We start from the raw sequence: 18,901 nt of genomic DNA, 5'->3' as shown, positions 1-18,901 counted from the left end.
TTATATCAATTATGACTTTATTATATAGTTTTTTGACCTTGAATATTTTAGCTTTTATAATTACTGCTTATGACAAACGGTTGGCGATTGTGCATAAAAAAAGGATTTCCGAAGAAACCCTTTTGACTTTTGCTGCTTTTGGCGGCACCATTGGTTCGGCATTAGCCATGTATTTTTTCAATCATAAAACATCTAAAAAATATTATCTTTTTAAGTTTTATAGAATTGTATTTATCCAAATTTTAGTGGTTTTGGGATTGTTATATCTTGACTTTCTAGAGTATGAAATCTAAATAATTACTCTTATTAATTACTTCAAAAGTCGCATCTGGGTAGGCTTTTGCGAAAGCGGTCGGAATTTTGACTTTTTTCTTTTCGTTCCATTTAAATTCAAAACCGTGAAGTTCCTCTCCTGTTTCTTCCAACCAATCTAGTTCTTGCTGATCGTAAGTTCTCCAAAAGTAATTTTTAGCTTTTATCTTTTGATAATTTTGCTTTTTGACTCTTTCTGAAGCGAGATAATTTTCCCATAAATCGCCAATATCGGTTCTGGAATCCAAACGATTAAAGTTATTGATGATACCATTCCGAATGCCATTATCATAAAAATACCACCGGCTCGATTTTACAATTTCCTTTCGCAGATTCCTGCTAAAACCTTCCACTTTGAAAATTATAAACACTTTAGAAAGCAAATCTAAATAGTTGGCAACTGTATTTTTAGACATTTGTAATTGAGTTGCCAACTCTAGCAACGAAACCTCTTTACCTAATTGATATGCAATCAAGCGCAACAAATCGTATATTTTATCGGAATGCTTGATGCCATCAAAAATCAAAATGTCTTTTAACAAATAGGAGTTGATGATTTCATACAAATACTCTTTTTTATCTTCCCAATCAGTGTATTGCTCCAATTCCGGATAACCGCCAAAGAGCAATCGTTGTTCCAAATTTTCGGTAGTTTGTTTGTAATTTTCATAAGGAGCAAGCTCCATTTGTGCCAATGGAAAAAGATATAAAGTGTTTTTTCGACCCACTAATGGCTCGCCCAGATTATTATTCAAATCAAATATTGAAGAACCTGTTGCAATAATTTTTATACCAGGAATAGAATCAACAATCAGTTTTAAAATCAAACCGATATCAGGAATAATTTGAGCTTCGTCTATCACCAATAAATCGATATTTAACAACAATCGTTGATAATTACTCACGGAACGTTCCTTGAGTAAATTGGCATCATTAATATCTTCGCCGTTGAGTTTCAAGTAGCTTTCACTAGGAATGGTTTGAAGATAATTTGTTATGAGTTCCGTTTTTCCAACACGTCGCGCCCCTAATAAAATCAGTACTTTATTTGGAAGTAATTTTCGGTTAAATTCTTGGACAATGGCTCTCTTAAAATAATTTCCCATACTACTTGTTTTAGAAATCTAGAACAAATATACATAAAAAACGCTAATTCGGTCAACGTACTGACTGAATTAACGTTAATTCAGTCAATGTACTGACCAAATTAATATAAATTCAGTCAATGAAATTAAAAAAATCAACTGATGAAAATAAAAAATCGTGCAATTATTTCAAAATAATTGCACGATTTTTTTAAGATAATAGGGTATAGTATCCTATTTTATTTACTAACAGCTAATTTTATCTACTCTATTTTGATGTCTACCACCTTCAAATTCAGTATCTAAGAATGTCTCGACCATTTCAATTGCTTGTGGTATAGAAGTAAAACGCGCTGGTATACTTATAATATTGGCATTATTATGTTGGCGAGCCAAAGTTGCAATTTCCTTCATCCAACATAAAGCGGCACGAACTTTCTCGTGTTTGTTCGCTGCCATGGCGATTCCATTACCGCTTCCGCAAATAATGATTCCAAAATCAGCTTTTTCATTTGACACATCATTTGCAACAGCATGCGCAAAATCAGGATAATCTACACTGTCAGTTGAATCCGTACCGTAATTAGTTACTTCGTACCCTTTTGCTTTAAGCATTTCAACAATAGCCTTTTTGTATTCCGGGCCAGCGTGATCATTTCCTATGGAGATTTTCATTTTTTATTTTATTAAGTTGTGTGGGGCAAATTTAACCAAACAATTTTATATATATGGTTTAGTGAATTTGTTTATTTGTTAAAAATAATTTGGTTGAAGACAATCATTTTAAGACCGAATTCTAACTATCACATTATTAAAAACATAGCATTATTGTACATTATGTTATTTATATAAACCGTTGTTAACCAATACATATAATATAATAGAATTGTTAATTTTTTACATTGTTAATAGCAAAACGCAATCACTTGATATTCAGTTAACTTTAAATTAACATAGATTGTTCATAAGTTTAGATAGAATATTAGAAGTTTTTTTGGGTGGTAAACAAAAAATAAGTAATCCAAAACGCACTTTAGAAATCCAAATTTTGTTTGGTGAAATTTTGGAATAGTTATCAATATAAAAAAGTTATTTATTAACAAAAATTTTAGAAATAGTTATTTACAAAAACAATTCCGTTTAGATTATTAACCATTGTTAATTAAAATTTAAAAACACTTTAAAACTAATCCTTTAAGCTAAGATAAGTATGTTGATAACTCTATATAACATCTTAAAAGTTCATTTCAATACATTTTAAAATAAATTTATTGTAACTATTAACAAGCTATAATAACAACTAAAAAATAATTTAAATTTAATTTTTCTTTTTGTTTATTTAAATAGATGTTGATAACATTTGAGTTTTTCAATTTCAAAACCATCTTTAAAAAAAGTAAAAGGTCTGTTTCTTTATACTATTCGAAGATTGTTATTGAGGTTGTCTAATATAACTTGAACGGCTTGAAAATCGTTTGGATGTATTTTTAGTTTGATTCCACCTAAAGCGGCAGAGTAAAAAGGAACGACCGCCAACGTAGTTTCATTTTCGAAAAAATAATGAATTCCTTCTTGATCCAAAATATGTTTCAGAACTACAATTTCATGCGAATAATTGAAAATAGCGATAGTTTGAAAGTCTTCCATTTTAATTGTTTTTATAAAGATACAATTTTTCTTTAAAGTTATATTTTCTTTAAAACTAGCGGCTCCTTACTAATAAACGTTAAGTATTTCGTAATTTTATAGCTTTAAGAACAGATGTATGAGTAAAAGATTAAGAAAGCCGATCAAAAAAGAGAAAGATTTCTCTGATAAAATATTAAAAATATTATCGCAAAGTGCTAATAAAGCATTCAATTATAAACAAATAGGAGCAAAGCTGGAACTGGATGACACCCAAAGCAGAAATCAAATTATTAAAGATTTGAAGATTCTGGCATCTCAAGATAAAATTATAGAATCAGAACCCGGTAAATATTTAGTAAAAGCAGTAAGTAAAGATTATTACGAAGGTAAAATTGATATGACCGGTCGTAAAACGGCTTATTTTGTTTGTGCTGAACTGGAAGAAGATGTTTTTATTCCAACCAATAATTTAAATCACGCTTTAGACAAAGATATTGTTAAAGTCTATGTTTACAATAGAAGAAAAGGAAAGAGACCTGAAGGCGAAGTCATTGAAGTAATTGAAAGAAACAAAACTGACTTTGTTGGTGTAATTGACATTCAAGCTAATTTTGCTTTTGTTTCTACTGCCAATCCAAAAATGTATACTGATATTTTTATTCCAAAAGATAAAATAGGAGAGGCAGAGCAAGGAGATGTAGTTTTGGTTCATATCGAAGATTGGCCAGCCAGAGCGGATAGTCCTTTTGGTTCTGTAATCAAAGTTTTAGGGAAACCAGGAGAACATGACACGGAGATTCATGCTATTCTTGCCGAATATGGATTGCCATCTGAGTTTCCTATTGAAGTGGAAACTTATGCTCAAAAAATAGATACCTCGATAGAAGCAAGTGAAATTGCCAAACGTCGTGATATGCGCGATACGTTGACTTTTACCATTGATCCAAAAGATGCCAAAGATTTTGATGATGCTTTATCCTTTAAAAAATTAGAGAACGGAAATTACGAAATAGGTATTCATATTGCCGATGTTTCTTATTATCTGGAAGAAGGAACTATTCTTGACGACGAAGCGTATCAAAGAGCAACTTCGGTTTATTTAGTAGACAGGGTAGTGCCTATGTTACCGGAAGTGCTGTCTAATTTTGCTTGTTCGTTACGTCCAAATGAAGAAAAATATACATTCTCTGCTGTTTTCGAAATAACAGAAACAACACAAGTGGTAAATCAATGGTTTGGTAGAACTGTAATTTATTCGGATCAGCGTTTTGCTTATGAAGAAGCGCAGTACATCATAGAGACCAAAGACAATACAATTCCAGAAGAAATATCTATTACCGGAAGTTCATATGTAGTTTCAGATGATATTGTTTCTGCGACGCTTAAAATGGATGAATTAGCTAAAATTTTTAGAAAAAGAAGAATGGCCGATGGCGCTATTTCTTTCGATAAAGTCGAAGTAAAATTCAATTTGGATCAAGACGGAGAACCTCAAGGTGTTTATTTTAAAGTGTCAAAAGATGCCAATCATTTAATTGAGGAATTCATGCTTTTGGCCAATAGAAAAGTGGCAGAATATATTGGTAAACAAAAGAAAACTTTTATTTACAGGATTCACGATGAACCTAACGAAGACAAATTAATTGCGATGCAAACTTTAATTGCAAAGTTTGGTTACAAAATAGATTTTAGAAACAAAGGAGACATTTCAAAATCATTGAATGCTTTGATGGAAGAAGTGAATGGTAAAAAAGAGCAAAATTTAATTGACACTCTTGCGATTAGAAGTATGAGCAAAGCCAAATATTCTACAGATAATATAGGACATTACGGTTTAGCATTCGAATATTATTCTCATTTTACTTCACCAATTCGTCGTTATCCTGATGTAATGGTGCATCGATTATTGCAACATTATCTGGATGGAGGAAAATCTGCTGATGAAGAAACGTATGAAACGAAATGTGTTCATTCTTCTACCATGGAAGGTTTAGCGACAAATGCGGAAAGAGATTCTATCAAATACATGCAGGTAAAATACATGCAAGATCATCAGGATCAAGAGTTTTTGGGTGTAATTTCCGGTGTAACAGAATGGGGAATATATGTAGAAATTATAGAGAATAAATGCGAGGGAATGTGTAGAATTCGAGATATAAAAGATGATTATTACACTTTCGACGAAAAACAATATGCACTAACTGGCGCAACATCTGGTAAATTATTACAATTGGGAGATGAAATTTACGTTAAAGTAAAAAACGCCGACCTGGTAAAAAAACAATTGGATTTCAATTTTATAAGACGAATTGAAGACATAGCAAAACCGTAAAAATGAAAAAAGTATTTATAATTGCATTTGTGTTATTAACTCAATTAACATTTGCACAGATAACGAGAAACATAGGGGATTTTAATGAAGTCAGAGTATTTGACAAAATCAATGTGAAATTAATTCCATCTTCAGAAAATAAAGTAGTCATTACTGGAAATAGAGCCAATGAAGTGGAAGCGGTAAATAAAAATGGCATATTAAAAGTTAGAATGCCTTTTCCAAAATTACTTTCAGGCAATGATATTATAGTGAAATTGTATTTTAAAAAATTAGAAAACATTACTGCAAGCGAAGGAAGTTATGTGTCAGGAGAATCTACTTTTAAGCAAACTATTTTAAATTTGAATGCCAAAGCTGGAGCAGAAATAAAAGTGACTGTTGATGTAGAAAAAGTAAATGTTATGGCTAATGCAGGCGGAATAATTGACTTAGCAGGAACAGCATTAAATCAAGATGTTGTTATTACTTCTGGAGGTATGCTAAAAGCAAAGGATTTACATACCACACAAACATCAATAAACGTTTCTGCAGGAGGAAATGCAGATATATATGCTACCACATTGGTTGATGCAAAAGTGAAAGCTGGAGGCTCTATTTTCATATACGGTAAACCTAAACAAATTAATAAAGAAGTTTTCATAGGCGGAACTATCACAGAAAAATAATAGTTTTGCAATTCTATTTGATAAATTTTAAATTTTAATGATAAACGATATTTTATCCGGTATTCCGTGGGGAATTTTCTTAAGTTTTATGATAGGTCCTGTCTTCTTTATTCTGCTGGAAACAAGTATTATAAAGGGATTTAGAGCAGCATTAGTTTTTGATTTAGGTGTGATATTGGGTGATATTGTATTTATAGGAATCGCATATTTAGGTAGTTACAGACTGATTCAAAGTCTAAAAGATAAGCCTGCTCTTTTTATTTTTGGCGGTATATTGATGTTGGTTTATGGTATTATTTCTTTTTTACAGTTAAAAAAGGAAGAAAAAGTAAATACTGATATTATTGATAAAGAGATTATTAAAAAGAATTACGGAAGTCTATTTTTAAAAGGATTTTTTTTAAACATTATTAATATTGGAGTTCTTGGTTTCTGGTTGGCAATTATTATTTCAGTTGGTCCAAAACTGGAAATGCAAACTTCTAGAATGATCAGTTTTTTTGCTGCCGTAATTTTATCTTATTTGTTTGTTGATTGCATTAAAATTTTATTAGCCAAGCAGTTAAAAAACAAATTAACTCCTTTAAATATTTTAAAAATTAAAAAGGGAATTAGTATTGTTTTAATGATTTTTGGAACGGTTTTGATAACCCAAGGTTGGTTTCCAAAAGAAAAACAAATGGTTAAAAATGCTTTAGAAAAAATAGAAAAATAGTTAAATAAGTTTTATTTCAAAAATATTTAGCCTAAATCGGATAGTAATATTCCGATTTAGGCTTTTTTGTATTTATGATTCTCTAAAAATATGGGTAATTTCAGTAGGTCGATTTACAGTTTATATTTGTTGTTTAGAACAATTTTTTTGTCATTCCAACGAAGGAGGAATCTCATTGTTTTGAGGAATATTTTCGATGAGATTCCTCCTTCGTCGGAAAGACAGACTTGATTAATATTTGCTAATTATATCACATCCATTCCAGTAAATTCATATGTATTTTGGTATTACTTAATTTTTCTAAAAATTAGACATAAAAAAACCTCCAAATTTCTTTGAAGGTTTTAGAAGCATCTCCCGAAGCTTCGGGACGGATTCGAACGTTATCTTTACTTAATTTTTCTTAAAAATTAGACATAAAAAAACCTCCAAATTGCTTTGAAGGTTTTAGAGGCATCTCCCGAAGCTTCGGGACGGATTTGAACGTTATCTTTACTTAATTTTTCTTAAAAATTAGACATAAAAAAACCTCCAAATTGCTTTGAAGGTTTTAGAGGCATCTCCCGAAGCTTCGGGACGGATTCGAACTATATCTTTACTTAATTTTTTCTAAAAATTAGACATAAAAAAGCCTCCAAATTGCTTTGAAGGTTTTAGAGGCATCTCCCGAAGCTTCGGGACGGATTCGAACTATATCTTTAATTAATTTTTTCTAAAAATTAGACATAAAAAAACCTCCAAATTGCTTTGAAGGTTTTAGAGGCATCTCCCGAAGCTTCGGGACGGATTCGAACTATATCTTTACTTAATTTTTTCTAAAAATTAGACATAAAAAAACCTCCAAATTGCTTTGAAGGTTTTAGAGGCATCTCCCGAAGCTTCGGGACGGATTCGAACTATATCTTTACTTAATTTTTTCTAAAAATTAGACATAAAAAAACCTCCAAATTGCTTTGAAGGTTTTAGAGGCATCTCCCGAAGCTTCGGGACGGATTCGAACTATATCTTTAATTAATTTTTTCTAAAAATTGTCTAGTCCTAAAAAAACGATACAGGATTAATAAAAATAAATATACAAATTATTAAACAGTAGTAAGCAAAAGTTTACTGCTGTTTTTTGTTTTATAGGTTCTCATTTTAATTTGATTCTGCACATGCATTTGGTTAGGTGTAAGCATAAAATTAGAATAATGGGGTCTTTTATTGTTGTAGATTTCAACAACTTCTTTTATTATTTGTTTCATTACAGGCAAGCTCTGGCTGTATTTATCAATATTAAATTCTTGCTTTAAAATACCATTTATTCTTTCTGCCACAGCATTTTCATAAGGATCTGAATTTTGCGTCATGCTACATTTTATTTTGCTTTTATTGAGTAGTTTTTGATATTCGTTAGCACAATATTGTAATCCCCTATCAGAATGATGTATTAATGGTAAATCCTTGTTTTTTCTATACTTTACTGCATTTTCCAAAGCAGCCAAAGTGCTTTCTGTATTCATATTATCAGCTACATTGTAGCCCATTATTTTCTTAGAATACGCATCGGTTACCAAACTTAAATAGCGAGGACTTTCTCTTTTGCCAATATAGGTGATGTCCGATACCCAGACTTGTTCGGGCCGCTGTATTTGCAATTCTAGAATTTGGTTTTGATGTTTCCTGAATCGATGATGCGAGTTCGTTGTTATATGATAGGAGCGTTTAGGCGTAATTAATAAATGATTGGCTCTAAGGATGTTGATAAATTTATCCCTGCCTATTTTTAATTGTTTTAATTCATTATTCAAAAGAAAATACAACTTTTTTGCTCCAATTCTAGGCATAGTTTGTCTGATTTCTAAAACCATAGAAACCACTTTTGAAGCGTTAGATTGTCTAGCTATTCTTCTTTTTATTTTTCGATAATAAACCTGTCTATCTACCCCAAACAAAGTACAGGCAAACATTACTGTTTGTTTTTGTTGTTCTTTAAAATGATCGATTGTTCGGGTGATGAGTTTTTTCGTATGTCAATTTGATATTCTTTTTCTGCAATATCAATCATCATATCAAAAATGATAGCTTTCTTGTCAGCGACAAAAGCGTGTCGCTCAAGAAGCGCTTTCTGTTTCTCTAATAATTTAACTTGAGACTCAAGTTCCATTATCTTCTGTTCGGGTGATTTGGGCATATTAAAAGGCATTTGATTTTCCCAATCAAAGTTACCAAATTTTCTAAGCCAATTAACGACAGTTTTTCTACATTGAATCTCATATTTCTTTGTAGCTTCTGTAGCAGTAAGTTGTCCTTGCTCAATTTCTTGAACAATTTGTAATTTAAAAGACATTGAATAGTCTTTTTGAGTTCGCTTTAAATAGCGAGTTACTTCTAGCTTTTCCATTAGGATACTTTTTTGTGTATCGCTATTTCAGGACGGGACAAATTAGACATAAAAAAACCTCCAAATTGCTTTGAAGGTTTTAGAGGCATCTCCCTAAGCTTCGGGACAGATTCAAACCATAACTTTATTTAATTTTTCCTAAAAATTGAAACAAAAAAAAAGAGATACATTTCTGTATCTCTTTTAGAGGCATCTCCCGAAGCTTCGGGACAGATTCAAACCATAACGTTATTTAATTTTTCCTAAAAATTAGACATAAAAAAACCTCCAAATTTCTTTGAAGGTTTTAGAGGCATCTCCCGAAGCTTCGGGACTGATTCGAACTATATCTTTAATTAATTTTTTCTAAAAATTAGATATAAAAAAACCTCCAAATTGCTTTGAAGGTTTTAGAGGCATCTCCCGAAGCTTCGGGACTGATTCGAACTATATCTTTAATTAATTTTTTCTAAAAATTAGATATAAAAAAACCTCCAAATTGCTTTGAAGGTTTTAGAGGCATCTCCCGAAGCTTCGGGACAGATTCAAACCATAACTTTATTTAATTTTTCCTAAAAATTGAAACAAAAAAAAGAGATACATTTCTGTATCTCTTTTAGAGGCATCGTCCGGATTCGAACCGGAGTAGGAGCTTTTGCAGAGCCCAGCCTAGCCACTCGGCCACGACGCCAATTATTTATTGGTGTGCAAATATAGTAAAAAAGTTAAAAAAGGAAAGCCAATAACCACAAAGTTTTAAAAATTCGTGATTCGTAATGGGTAACTCCTAATTAACTTAGTTTCTATCTTCTTCTAACTCTACAGTAACTGCTTCAACATCACCGCCCATAGGAGGATTTAATTTTGATACTTGTAAAATTACCTTAGAAACCGATGGTAGTTCTTTGAAAATTCTTGTCATAATACGTTGTGCCGCATGTTCCAGCAAGTTAGATCGAATAGCCATTTCTTCTTCCACAATTCGATTTAAATGCACATAATCCACCGTTTCATTCAGATCATCTGAAAAGGACGATTTCCGTAAATCTGTTTTTATTTTTAAATCTACTCTGTAATCGGAACCTATTTTACTCTCTTCCAGCAAACAACCATGATAAGAGTAAGTTCTGATGTTTTTTAATTTTATAAATCCCATTAATTTAATTTTTTTGTTTAAAATTTAAAGCGGAATTGCTAACTTTTCATAGGTTTCTATGGAAACATTAAACATTAAACCTTAAACTTTTTTATCTTTGCTAAAATTAAGAAAAAATATGTCAACCGAAGAAAAATCGCTCCATTTTATAGAACAAATTATTGAAGACAGTTTATCAAGCGGTTTTCCTCAAGATAAATTGCGTTTTCGTTTTCCACCGGAACCTAATGGTTATTTACATATTGGCCATGCCAAATCGATCTGCTTGAATTTTGGTTTAGGATTAAAATATAATGCGCCAGTAAACTTGCGTTTTGATGATACTAATCCAGCCAAAGAAGAGCAGGAATACGTAGACGCTATCAAAGAAGATTTGAAATGGTTGGGTTTTGATTGGACTGAAGAATTGTATTCTTCTGATTATTTTCAGCAATTATATGATTGGGCTGTTGCCATGATTAAAAATGGTAAAGCGTATATTGATAGTCAATCCTCTGAGGATATGGCTATCCAAAAAGGAACGCCTACACAACCTGGTGTTGATGGACCTTATAGAAACCGTTCTGTAGAAGAAAATCTTAGTTTATTTGAAGGAATGAAAAACGGTGATTTCCCCGAAGGAAGTCATGTTTTACGTGCTAAAATTGATATGAAATCAACTAATATGTTGATGCGTGATCCATTGATGTATCGAATTTTACACCGCCATCATCACCGAACCGGAAACGATTGGAAAATCTATCCGATGTATGATTATGCACATGGCGAAAGTGATTACATCGAACAAATTTCGCATTCTATTTGTACGTTGGAATTTGTGATGCATAGAGAATTATACAATTGGTTTTTAGACCAAATTTATGATGATTCAAAAGTAAAACCACATCAATATGAATTTGCGCGTTTGAACTTGAATTACACCGTAATGAGTAAACGTAAATTATTGCAATTAGTTCAGGAAAATATAGTAAACGGTTGGGATGACCCAAGAATGCCTACGATTTCCGGCTTGAGAAGAAGAGGGTATACCGCTGCTTCTATTCGTAAATTTTGTGATATTATCGGAGTTGCCAAAAGAGAAAATGTCATAGATGTTTCACTTTTGGAATTTTGTTTGCGTGAAGATTTAAACAAAACGGCTCTCAGAGTTATGGCAGTTTTGGATCCGATAATATTGATTATCACTAATTACCCGGAAGCAAAAGAAGAATGGTTGGAAGCCGAAAATAATCAGGAAGATGAAAACGCGGGTTTCAGAAAAGTCCCTTTTTCAAGAGAATTATACATTGAAAGAGAAGACTTTTTAGAAGAGGCGCCGGCTAAATTTTTCCGATTGAGTTTAGGGAGAGAAGTGCGACTAAAAAATGCCTATATCATTAAAGGCGAAAGCGTTGTTAAAGATGCTGCAGGAAATATCACTGAAATTCATGTGACGTATGATGAAGACAGTAGAAGCGGAAGTGGGAGTGAAGCCAGTCAAAGAAAAGTTGCTGGAACCTTACATTGGGTTTCTATAAAACATGCTTTGGAAGCAGAAGTTCGTTTGTATGATCGTTTATTTATTGATGAAGCGCCGGACAGTCATAAGGAGAAAAATTTCTTAGATTTTATGAATCCTAGTTCTTTGCAAATTGTAAAAGGATTTGTGGAACCAAGTTTATCTGACGTAAAATCAGATGAAAAATTCCAGTTTCAACGTTTGGGTTATTTTAATGTCGATAAAGACACATCCGAAGGTAAAATTGTCTTTAATAAAACCGTTGGATTGAAAGATGCCTGGGAAGAAAAAGGCAAGAAAGAAGAAAATTTATTGATGAATACCCAAAAAGAAATCAATAAATATGTGAAGGAAAAGGACGAGAATAATGCGGTTTTGATTTTAAATTCTATTATTGAAAACATAAAAAGTATTGATAATTACAGTTTAATTATTCAAACTATTGTTAAGAATATTAAAAATGATAATAACTCCTTGTTGTTTTCTAATTTGATTTTGCACTATTCTGATAAAGTTAAGATTAAAGACATTGAAGAAGAGTCATTGACTAAATTATATACAATGTCTTTAAAAAGTCAAATGACTGCCGTTAGAATTTTAGCTATTCAAAATTTACAAAATGATTTGAATAACTATACGCATTTCGAAGCGCAACTTATAGAAATGAAAAGTGGTGAGAAAAACGAGAAAGTTTTACATTTATTAAATGATTTAAAAATATAACACTCGCTTAACCATATAGATTTTTTCAATCGAAAGCGCCTTAACAGGACGCTTTTTGTTATTATAGTAATTCGTTATTAAAATTATAAAAAACATAAAATTTATCAATCAAAAACAACGTATATAAATTGAATTTAAAACGACTTTTTAAGTTTTATGACTTCTTTTATGTTCGTTGATTTTTTATTCAATGAGGCGCTTTATTTGCTTTTTTAGACTAATCAAAAGCAATTTAACGGCTTGTTAACAACGCTATGTTAATAGAATGCGTAACTTTAGGTTATTAACTATAAAAATTGAAAATTATGTCGAATAAAGCTGGAAGTACATTGATGGGTTTAGTAACTGGTTTAGCTATTGGAGCGGGTTTAGGAATTTTATATGCACCAGACAAAGGTTCCAGAACTAGAGAAAAAATTAATGATGGGTATGATGATGCCAAAAATAATTTGAAACTCAAATATGATAATGCATCTGATGAGTTGAAAAATAAAATTTCTCTTTTCAAACAAAATAATTTACAAGACACTTATGATGATATGATTTCAAATGTGAGTCATAAAGCGGAAGATGTAATTTCATTTTTAGAGCAAAAATTAGCTGATTTGAAAGAGCAAAATGCTAAGCTTCAAAAATAATATTAGTTACCATTATTAATTATATTAAAAAATATATTTATGGCTTTTGAAGAATTAAAAGAAAACACAGAGCATATCCAAGAACAGATGCAATCTTTCTTGGAAAGCAATGTGGCTTATTATAAATTATGGGGTTTTAAGGTGGCGATGAAATCAACCACCATGATTCTTAAATTGACCTTGATTTTTATTTGTTTTGGCATCGTATTATTATTTTGTTCTATTGCCGGAGCATTAGCGATTGGGAAATACATGGATAGTTATCCGATTGGATTTTTAATCGTAGGAGGAATATATTTAGTCATTACAGGACTTTTATTTACCATTAGGGATAAATTTTTTGAAGGATCAGTATTGGAGAACTTTTCAGAAATCTTTTTTAACGACTAATTATGGAAACTAAAAAATACTCATCCTACGCTCAAATCGACAGAGAACTGGAGATTTTGAGAATTGAAAAAGAAATCAGTTATCAAAAATTAGTCTTCGGGATTAAAAAAACCAAGGAAAGCTTTACGCCCAAAAACATTGTTAGTGGGGTTATAGGTTCATCTTTAAATGCTTTCTCAGGGTCCTATGGACCATTAGTCAGTTTGGCAATTCCATATGTTGCCAAAGCGGTTCCGTTTGTTTCAAAAGCAATTCCATTTATATCTAAATGGGTATCAAAATTAAAAAGAGGCAAATAGCCTCTTTTTTTTATGTTTTTTATTCTTCTATTTCGGGTGTTTCCGGCGGCTGTGGTGGGAGAGGAGCTTTAAAACCAGGATCATGTTCATCTGCTTTTGGTTTTCTCTTTTTATTCTTATTTTTCATCATTTCGCCCACTTGATTAGACGCGCTAAAAGAAGCGACCATATTATTCAGCATGTCACTACCGGCTTGAGGAGAATTAGGTAGTAATATTAAATTAGAGTTGGCGTCTGCGCCAATAGCCTGTAAAGTATCATAATGTTGAGTTACAACAATAAGCGCCGAAGCCTCCTGAGAGTTTATCCCAACTTTGTTTAATACATCTACACTTTCTACTAAACCTCTTGCAATCTCGCGGCGTTGATCCGCAATTCCCTGTCCTTGTAAACGTTTGCTTTCTGCTTCTGCTTTGGCTTTAGCCACAATTCTAATTCTGGATGCTTCTGCTTCAAATTCTGCTACCGTTTTTTCTCTATCTGCTGCATTAATTCTGTTCATTGCATTTTTTACTTGAATATCAGGGTCAATATCAGTAACCAATGTATTGATTATGGTATATCCATAAGTGGTCATTGCTTCATTCAATTCTCTTTTTACAGCAATGGCAATGTCGTCTTTTCTTTCAAAAACATCATCCAGTTTTAATTTTGGAACTTCGGCGCGAACTACATCAAATACATAAGAAGTAATTTGATCATGCGGATATTCGAGTTTGTAAAAAGCATCATATACGGTTTCTTTGATGACCATAAATTGCACCGAAACTTTTAGTTTTACAAAAACATTGTCTTTCGTTTTGGTTTCGATGATAACATCTAATTGCTGAATTTTCAGATTAACGCGTCCGGCAATTCGATCAATTAAAGGAATTTTCAGTTGTAGTCCCGATTGTCTGACACTTAAAAATTTTCCGAAACGTTCAATAATGACTGAGGTTTGTTGTTTGACAGTAAAAAAGGAAGAAAGTAAGATAAATAATCCAAAGACAAGGAAGATAATTAACGTAATGTTCATAGTATTAATAATTTAATTAAAAAGTTAGTGTTAAATTACAAAAAAACTTTAGGTTTGCGCTGATTAAATTTTAAAACATGAAAAAGATAGGTTTAACTACTGTTTTTATTCTCCTTTCAGTGGCTGTTGTTGCCCAATATAATTATCGGGATTCGAATCGAATTGGAATTACTTTTGGCGTAAACCAATTCACAATGAACACTAATAACTTTCATTCCACGCCAGATATGGGTTGGAACGCTGGGCTTTCCATAAGAGGGAACTTCTATAATGATTGGGATATGGTTTATGCCTTGCAGTTCAGCGAAAACAATTTTAAGGTCGCTACTAAAAGTCCTTTTTTATCAAATAAAGAGGTCAATTATAAATTGCCATCAGCACAAATATCGCTGCAGTTGAGTTATAAATTTATAGAAAATCATTTGAGTGTGGAGTTTGGTCCAATAGTACAAGTGAATGGAAAATTTAATATTGATGCTGAAAATGAAAACAACATCATTTCTGGAACCACATTGTTGGCCAAAGATATTGTTGATATTTCTAAATTTAATTTCTATCCCACGGTTGGAGTTACTTTTGGGGTTCGTCATTTTCGGGCAAATGTTTCGTATCAATATGGTTTAAACAATATGCTGGAAAACCTGAACAGCAAAAACTTAGGGGTAAATTTCAAAGGAAATCCCGGAATCATTAACGGAAAGCTTATTCTGTATTTATAAATTTACACTTATAGGAAAAATTTTATTAAAATATCAGGAAAAATCAAAATAGAAATCACTCAAATGTTTTACATTTGAGTGATTTCTATTTTTAACTTAAAAACTAAAATTATTTATGAAGAAGCCACTTTTTTATTTTGTATTACTTTCTAGCATTTATATGAATGCTCAAACCACGATTGTAGAGGAAAAATTTGAAAAGGACAACACTCCAATGCGATACCATTATCTAACAAAAAGCGACAAAATTGTTATTGAAAAGGGTGGATATGTTTCTATGTCTATTAACAGAAGGATAAATAACATTAGTAGTTATGATAGTAATGGAAAAAAAGAAATTTTAGCTGATAATTTTGAAACCGCGGAATCTACATTTTCAATCACCGAAAATACATTTCAATTAGTTGATTTCACAAAATTTTCAGGTGCTAAAACATACAAATATGTTGTTGATGGCAAAGAAACTCCTTCATTAAATTTTTCAGATCAAAGAAACAGTAATCATAGAGTATTTAGGCCTCAATTTTTTAACGATAAATATGAATTAGGGTTTACTGATGAAAAATTCAAAAACAGTATTAATTTTAAAAAAGATCAACTTTTATTAGATGTAACTGATATCTTCACAAAAAATAATAAGAGAATAAGTATTGAAAAGCCGGAGATAAACAGGTTAATAGGAGATGGGTTTATAAAGGCAGATGTAGATTTAGGGTTTGTTGCAAATATTGTTGATAATGAAAAGTTTGAAATTATTACCAAATCTATTTCTAAAGATTATAAAACAACTATTTTATATAGAACAAATTATAATATGGAAGGGAAGAAACTTAATGAAAAGTCTTTCACCGTTAATTTACAAGATAGTTTTTTAATTTATTCTTCAAATGACGGAGGATTCAAAGGAAGTGTGCAGGGATTGCCATTTACATTTCCTAATAACCCTAATGATCCTTCTTATATTAATATTAAAAGAACTGCTACAAATTCAGCATCTATTTTTATGGATGATTTATCAATTAATAATTTTTGTGAGGATTTTAAAACTGGAGATGTTTATATCTATGGTTTGTTTGGTATTAAAGCAGAAGAATTAAATGATATGAATTCGCCATCTGGGTACTATATTTTTAAGTTTGATAAAACAGGAAAAAAAATATGGGAATCAATTAATAAAATTGATGATGTAAAAGAATTTAACCATAAATTTTATTTAGTGGGTTTGTTTTCAAAACTTTCAATGTATAATGACAATCTACTTTTTCAAACTGGAACGGATAATACTTTTGACTATGTTCATTATGGTTATTTGGATAAAATGACGGGGAAAATTTTAAATAAAAATAAGATTTCTTATAAAGAAGATAAGATATATACATTTAAAGGAGACTACAGGGCTTTCTTGCTTTCTTTTTATCAATATGAAGGATATAAAAACAAAGTATTCGATTATGATGGTTTAGTAGCTATCGATACAAACAAAAAAGTAGCAGATTATTTGAAAAATATAGATTCAAAAAACAAATTATTTTTTAATACTATTATTTCTGACAAAGGAATTTGGTTAATGGAATCTGATAATGAAAAGTATTATAAAGTAACTTTCTTTAAAGCCTAAGCGTAAAAATGGTTCTAATTTAAAGCTTCCAGCCTTCAAAAGGCTGGAAGCTTTTTTTTATTCTTTTTGTTTTTATAAGGTAGCAATTGCGTTTTGGATTCTCTTAATCGTTTCGTCTTTTCCAATTACTTCAACAATATCATATAGGTGAGGGCCTTTCAGCGCGCCAACCAGACTCAAACGAAAGGGTTGCATTACTTTTCCCATTCCAATTTCGTTTTTCGTCATCCAGTCTTTTACGATGGTTTCGATATTCATGGACGTAAAATCCGTTATTTCCTCCACAACAGAGATTAATTCCTGCATTAATGCTGGTGTTTCTGTTTTCCAGTTTTTGCTTGCTTTTTCATCATACGATGTTGGAGCCACAAAAAAGAAATCACATAGTTCCCAAAATTCTGAAACAAAATGTGCGCGTTCTTTGATTAAGGAAACTACTTTTGTAACTATTTTTTCAGAAACGTTGAAACCTTTTTCAATCAAAATAGGAGCGAAGGCTTTCGCCAAATCTTCATCTTTCTGTTTTACCAAATATTGATGATTGAACCATTTGTTTTTTTCCGGATCAAATTTAGCTCCGGCTTTATGAACTCTGCTCAAATCAAAAGCTTGAACTAATTCTTCAAGCGTATATAATTCTTTTTCCGTACCGTCGTTCCATCCTAATAATGCCAGGAAGTTGATAACTGCTTCGGGGAAAAATCCTTTTTCTCTATAACCAGATGAAACGCCTTCTTCGGTTTTCCAATCTAATGGAAATACAGGGAATCCCATTTTGTCACCATCTCTTTTTGATAATTTTCCGTTACCGACAGGTTTCATAATCAATGGTAAATGGGCAAATTGTGGCGCTTCCCAACCAAAAGCGCTGTATAATAAAACGTGTAAAGGCATCGATGGCAACCATTCTTCACCACGAATCACATGGGTAGTTTCCATTAAATGATCATCCACAATATTGGCTAAATGATACGTTGGCATTCCATCGCTTTTAAACAACACTTTATCATCCAAAAGATTTGTTTCAAATTTTACGTCACCACGAATGATGTCATGCATATGTAATGTTTCGTTTACCGGAGTTTTAAAACGGATTACATAATGTTCTCCGTTAGCGATTCTTTTAGCCGTTTCTTCAGCAGAAATAACCAAAGAAGTATCTAGTTTTTCTCTGTTGTGATGATTGTATATAAAGGTATTTCCTTGTTCTTCTTCTAGTTTTCTTTGTGCGTCCAAAGACTCAGCAGTATCAAACGCATAATACGCATTACCGGAATTGATTAATTGATCCGCATATTCTTTGTACAAATGTTTTCTTTCGCTTTGACGATAAGGACCAAATTTCTCATTCTTTCCAATCGTTTCGTCTGGTGCAATTCCCAGCCATTCCAGTGCTTGCATGATATATTCTTCGGCACCTGGAACATAACGGTTTTGATCCGTATCCTCAATTCTCAGGAAGAACACACCATTATTTTTTTTGGCAAACAAATAATTGAATAAGGCGGTACGAACTCCGCCAATATGTAAAGGTCCAGTTGGACTTGGTGCAAAACGCACCCGAACTTGTTTAGACATTATTGTTGATTTTTTGCAAAGATACAACTCTAATTAGACAATGAGTAAATGTTTGTAATCCAATAATTCCGACAATTTCTCCGTTTTCTAATTTTCTCATTGGTAAATTTTCTAATTAAAAATTAGTACTTTTATTGGTTATTACAAATAAGTTAGAAATT

General features: G+C 31.6%; 18 protein-coding genes and 1 tRNA gene. 10 read left to right on the top strand and 9 right to left on the bottom strand.

Going from position 1 to position 18,901, the window contains the following annotated elements:
• The first annotated feature begins 11 nt into the window (after window positions 1-11).
• Window positions 12-293, top strand: a complete 282-nt coding sequence (locus H4V97_RS09645; protein WP_231385494.1) for a DUF1294 domain-containing protein — start codon at window positions 12-14, stop codon at window positions 291-293.
• On the opposite strand, the gene H4V97_RS09640 is transcribed toward H4V97_RS09645, so the two are convergent.
• From H4V97_RS09640 to H4V97_RS09630, 3 genes are all read right to left on the bottom strand, one after another.
• Window positions 276-1,418 (bottom strand): ATP-binding protein, encoded by a 1,143-nt coding sequence (locus H4V97_RS09640; RefSeq protein ID WP_209549582.1) that lies wholly within the window; start codon window positions 1,416-1,418, stop codon window positions 276-278. The two genes, H4V97_RS09645 and H4V97_RS09640, sit on opposite strands and share 18 nt — an antisense overlap.
• Window positions 1,419-1,643: 225 nt before the next feature.
• Window positions 1,644-2,072 (bottom strand): ribose 5-phosphate isomerase B, encoded by a 429-nt coding sequence (gene rpiB / locus H4V97_RS09635; protein ID WP_209549581.1) that lies wholly within the window; start codon window positions 2,070-2,072, stop codon window positions 1,644-1,646.
• Between the two features lie 738 nt (window positions 2,073-2,810).
• The gene (locus H4V97_RS09630; protein ID WP_196851188.1) at window positions 2,811-3,044 is read right to left on the bottom strand and encodes a DUF2007 domain-containing protein; all 234 of its coding nucleotides are present in this window, start codon (window positions 3,042-3,044) and stop codon (window positions 2,811-2,813) included.
• Between the two features lie 118 nt (window positions 3,045-3,162).
• Here H4V97_RS09630 and rnr point away from each other — a divergent pair, with 118 nt between their 5' ends.
• From rnr to H4V97_RS09615, 3 genes are read left to right on the top strand one after another with little or no spacing between them, the layout of a single operon-like run.
• Window positions 3,163-5,358, top strand: a complete 2,196-nt coding sequence (gene rnr, locus H4V97_RS09625; RefSeq protein ID WP_209549580.1) for a ribonuclease R — start codon at window positions 3,163-3,165, stop codon at window positions 5,356-5,358.
• A gap of 2 nt (window positions 5,359-5,360) precedes the next feature.
• Window positions 5,361-6,026: a head GIN domain-containing protein gene (locus tag H4V97_RS09620; RefSeq protein ID WP_196851190.1), complete on the top strand. Its 666-nt coding sequence runs from the start codon at window positions 5,361-5,363 to the stop codon at window positions 6,024-6,026.
• Window positions 6,027-6,063: 37 nt separating this feature from the next.
• On the top strand, window positions 6,064-6,741 hold the full coding sequence (locus H4V97_RS09615) for a LysE family translocator (protein WP_196851191.1): 678 nt from the start codon (window positions 6,064-6,066) through the stop codon (window positions 6,739-6,741).
• Between the two features lie 1,082 nt (window positions 6,742-7,823).
• On the opposite strand, the gene H4V97_RS09610 is transcribed toward H4V97_RS09615, so the two are convergent.
• The 4 genes from H4V97_RS09610 to folB form a co-directional block, all read right to left on the bottom strand.
• Entirely contained in the window at window positions 7,824-8,690 is an 867-nt protein-coding gene (locus H4V97_RS09610) for an IS3 family transposase (protein WP_209549579.1), read from the bottom strand.
• Window positions 8,690-9,124, bottom strand: coding sequence for a helix-turn-helix domain-containing protein (locus H4V97_RS09605; RefSeq protein ID WP_209549578.1), 435 nt, complete (start codon window positions 9,122-9,124; stop codon window positions 8,690-8,692). Before H4V97_RS09605 ends, H4V97_RS09610 begins: the two co-directional genes overlap by 1 nt.
• 599 nt (window positions 9,125-9,723) lie before the next feature.
• Window positions 9,724-9,794 (bottom strand) — tRNA-Cys (locus H4V97_RS09600).
• Between the two features lie 105 nt (window positions 9,795-9,899).
• Complete coding sequence (gene folB / locus H4V97_RS09595) at window positions 9,900-10,259, bottom strand: dihydroneopterin aldolase (RefSeq protein WP_196851510.1); 360 nt, start codon at window positions 10,257-10,259, stop codon at window positions 9,900-9,902.
• Window positions 10,260-10,377: 118 nt separating this feature from the next.
• On the opposite strand from folB, the gene H4V97_RS09590 reads away from it, so the two are divergent.
• The 4 genes from H4V97_RS09590 (at window position 10,378) to H4V97_RS09575 (ending at window position 13,807) form a co-directional block, all read left to right on the top strand.
• Window positions 10,378-12,480: a glutamine--tRNA ligase/YqeY domain fusion protein gene (locus H4V97_RS09590; RefSeq protein WP_209549577.1), complete on the top strand. Its 2,103-nt coding sequence runs from the start codon at window positions 10,378-10,380 to the stop codon at window positions 12,478-12,480.
• Window positions 12,481-12,785: 305 nt separating this feature from the next.
• Window positions 12,786-13,118, top strand: coding sequence for a YtxH domain-containing protein (locus H4V97_RS09585; protein WP_209549576.1), 333 nt, complete (start codon window positions 12,786-12,788; stop codon window positions 13,116-13,118).
• 39 nt (window positions 13,119-13,157) lie between these two features.
• Entirely contained in the window at window positions 13,158-13,508 is a 351-nt protein-coding gene (locus tag H4V97_RS09580; protein ID WP_196851513.1) for a phage holin family protein, read from the top strand.
• Window positions 13,509-13,510: 2 nt separating this feature from the next.
• The gene (locus tag H4V97_RS09575) at window positions 13,511-13,807 is read left to right on the top strand and encodes a DUF6327 family protein (RefSeq protein WP_209549575.1); all 297 of its coding nucleotides are present in this window, start codon (window positions 13,511-13,513) and stop codon (window positions 13,805-13,807) included.
• A gap of 19 nt (window positions 13,808-13,826) precedes the next feature.
• Here H4V97_RS09575 and H4V97_RS09570 read toward each other — a convergent pair whose 3' ends face one another.
• Window positions 13,827-14,825, bottom strand: a complete 999-nt coding sequence (locus H4V97_RS09570; protein WP_245345222.1) for an SPFH domain-containing protein — start codon at window positions 14,823-14,825, stop codon at window positions 13,827-13,829.
• Window positions 14,826-14,902: 77 nt separating this feature from the next.
• On the opposite strand from H4V97_RS09570, the gene H4V97_RS09565 reads away from it, so the two are divergent.
• Window positions 14,903-15,544 carry an outer membrane beta-barrel protein gene (locus tag H4V97_RS09565; RefSeq protein WP_209549574.1) on the top strand — a complete coding sequence of 214 codons (642 nt, stop codon included), beginning with the start codon at window positions 14,903-14,905 and terminating at the stop codon, window positions 15,542-15,544.
• A gap of 115 nt (window positions 15,545-15,659) precedes the next feature.
• The gene (locus H4V97_RS09560) at window positions 15,660-17,162 is read left to right on the top strand and encodes a hypothetical protein (RefSeq protein ID WP_209549573.1); all 1,503 of its coding nucleotides are present in this window, start codon (window positions 15,660-15,662) and stop codon (window positions 17,160-17,162) included.
• Between the two features lie 72 nt (window positions 17,163-17,234).
• Here the strand turns inward: H4V97_RS09560 and gltX are convergent, their stop codons facing one another.
• The gene (gene gltX / locus H4V97_RS09555) at window positions 17,235-18,740 is read right to left on the bottom strand and encodes a glutamate--tRNA ligase (RefSeq protein ID WP_209549572.1); all 1,506 of its coding nucleotides are present in this window, start codon (window positions 18,738-18,740) and stop codon (window positions 17,235-17,237) included.
• Window positions 18,741-18,901 lie beyond the last annotated feature (161 nt).

This window comes from Flavobacterium sp. CG_23.5 (genome assembly GCF_017875765.1).
Taxonomy (GTDB): Bacteria; Bacteroidota; Bacteroidia; order Flavobacteriales; family Flavobacteriaceae; genus Flavobacterium.
Note: the sequence above shows the minus strand (reverse complement) of the source record. Positions and strands in the feature narration are given on the sequence as shown.

What these genes read in the sequence shown, in the direction of transcription:
- H4V97_RS09645 (WP_231385494.1), top strand. Translation starts at nt 12, where the DNA reads ATGACTTTATTATATAGTTTTTTGACCTTGAATATTTTAGCTTTTATA.
- H4V97_RS09640 (WP_209549582.1), bottom strand. Translation starts at nt 1,418, where the DNA reads ATGGGAAATTATTTTAAGAGAGCCATTGTCCAAGAATTTAACCGAAAA.
- rpiB (WP_209549581.1), bottom strand. Translation starts at nt 2,072, where the DNA reads ATGAAAATCTCCATAGGAAATGATCACGCTGGCCCGGAATACAAAAAG.
- H4V97_RS09630 (WP_196851188.1), bottom strand. Translation starts at nt 3,044, where the DNA reads ATGGAAGACTTTCAAACTATCGCTATTTTCAATTATTCGCATGAAATT.
- rnr (WP_209549580.1), top strand. Translation starts at nt 3,163, where the DNA reads ATGAGTAAAAGATTAAGAAAGCCGATCAAAAAAGAGAAAGATTTCTCT.
- H4V97_RS09620 (WP_196851190.1), top strand. Translation starts at nt 5,361, where the DNA reads ATGAAAAAAGTATTTATAATTGCATTTGTGTTATTAACTCAATTAACA.
- H4V97_RS09615 (WP_196851191.1), top strand. Translation starts at nt 6,064, where the DNA reads ATGATAAACGATATTTTATCCGGTATTCCGTGGGGAATTTTCTTAAGT.
- H4V97_RS09610 (WP_209549579.1), bottom strand. Translation starts at nt 8,690, where the DNA reads ATGTTTGCCTGTACTTTGTTTGGGGTAGATAGACAGGTTTATTATCGA.
- H4V97_RS09605 (WP_209549578.1), bottom strand. Translation starts at nt 9,124, where the DNA reads ATGGAAAAGCTAGAAGTAACTCGCTATTTAAAGCGAACTCAAAAAGAC.
- folB (WP_196851510.1), bottom strand. Translation starts at nt 10,259, where the DNA reads ATGGGATTTATAAAATTAAAAAACATCAGAACTTACTCTTATCATGGT.
- H4V97_RS09590 (WP_209549577.1), top strand. Translation starts at nt 10,378, where the DNA reads ATGTCAACCGAAGAAAAATCGCTCCATTTTATAGAACAAATTATTGAA.
- H4V97_RS09585 (WP_209549576.1), top strand. Translation starts at nt 12,786, where the DNA reads ATGTCGAATAAAGCTGGAAGTACATTGATGGGTTTAGTAACTGGTTTA.
- H4V97_RS09580 (WP_196851513.1), top strand. Translation starts at nt 13,158, where the DNA reads ATGGCTTTTGAAGAATTAAAAGAAAACACAGAGCATATCCAAGAACAG.
- H4V97_RS09575 (WP_209549575.1), top strand. Translation starts at nt 13,511, where the DNA reads ATGGAAACTAAAAAATACTCATCCTACGCTCAAATCGACAGAGAACTG.
- H4V97_RS09570 (WP_245345222.1), bottom strand. Translation starts at nt 14,825, where the DNA reads ATGAACATTACGTTAATTATCTTCCTTGTCTTTGGATTATTTATCTTA.
- H4V97_RS09565 (WP_209549574.1), top strand. Translation starts at nt 14,903, where the DNA reads ATGAAAAAGATAGGTTTAACTACTGTTTTTATTCTCCTTTCAGTGGCT.
- H4V97_RS09560 (WP_209549573.1), top strand. Translation starts at nt 15,660, where the DNA reads ATGAAGAAGCCACTTTTTTATTTTGTATTACTTTCTAGCATTTATATG.
- gltX (WP_209549572.1), bottom strand. Translation starts at nt 18,740, where the DNA reads ATGTCTAAACAAGTTCGGGTGCGTTTTGCACCAAGTCCAACTGGACCT.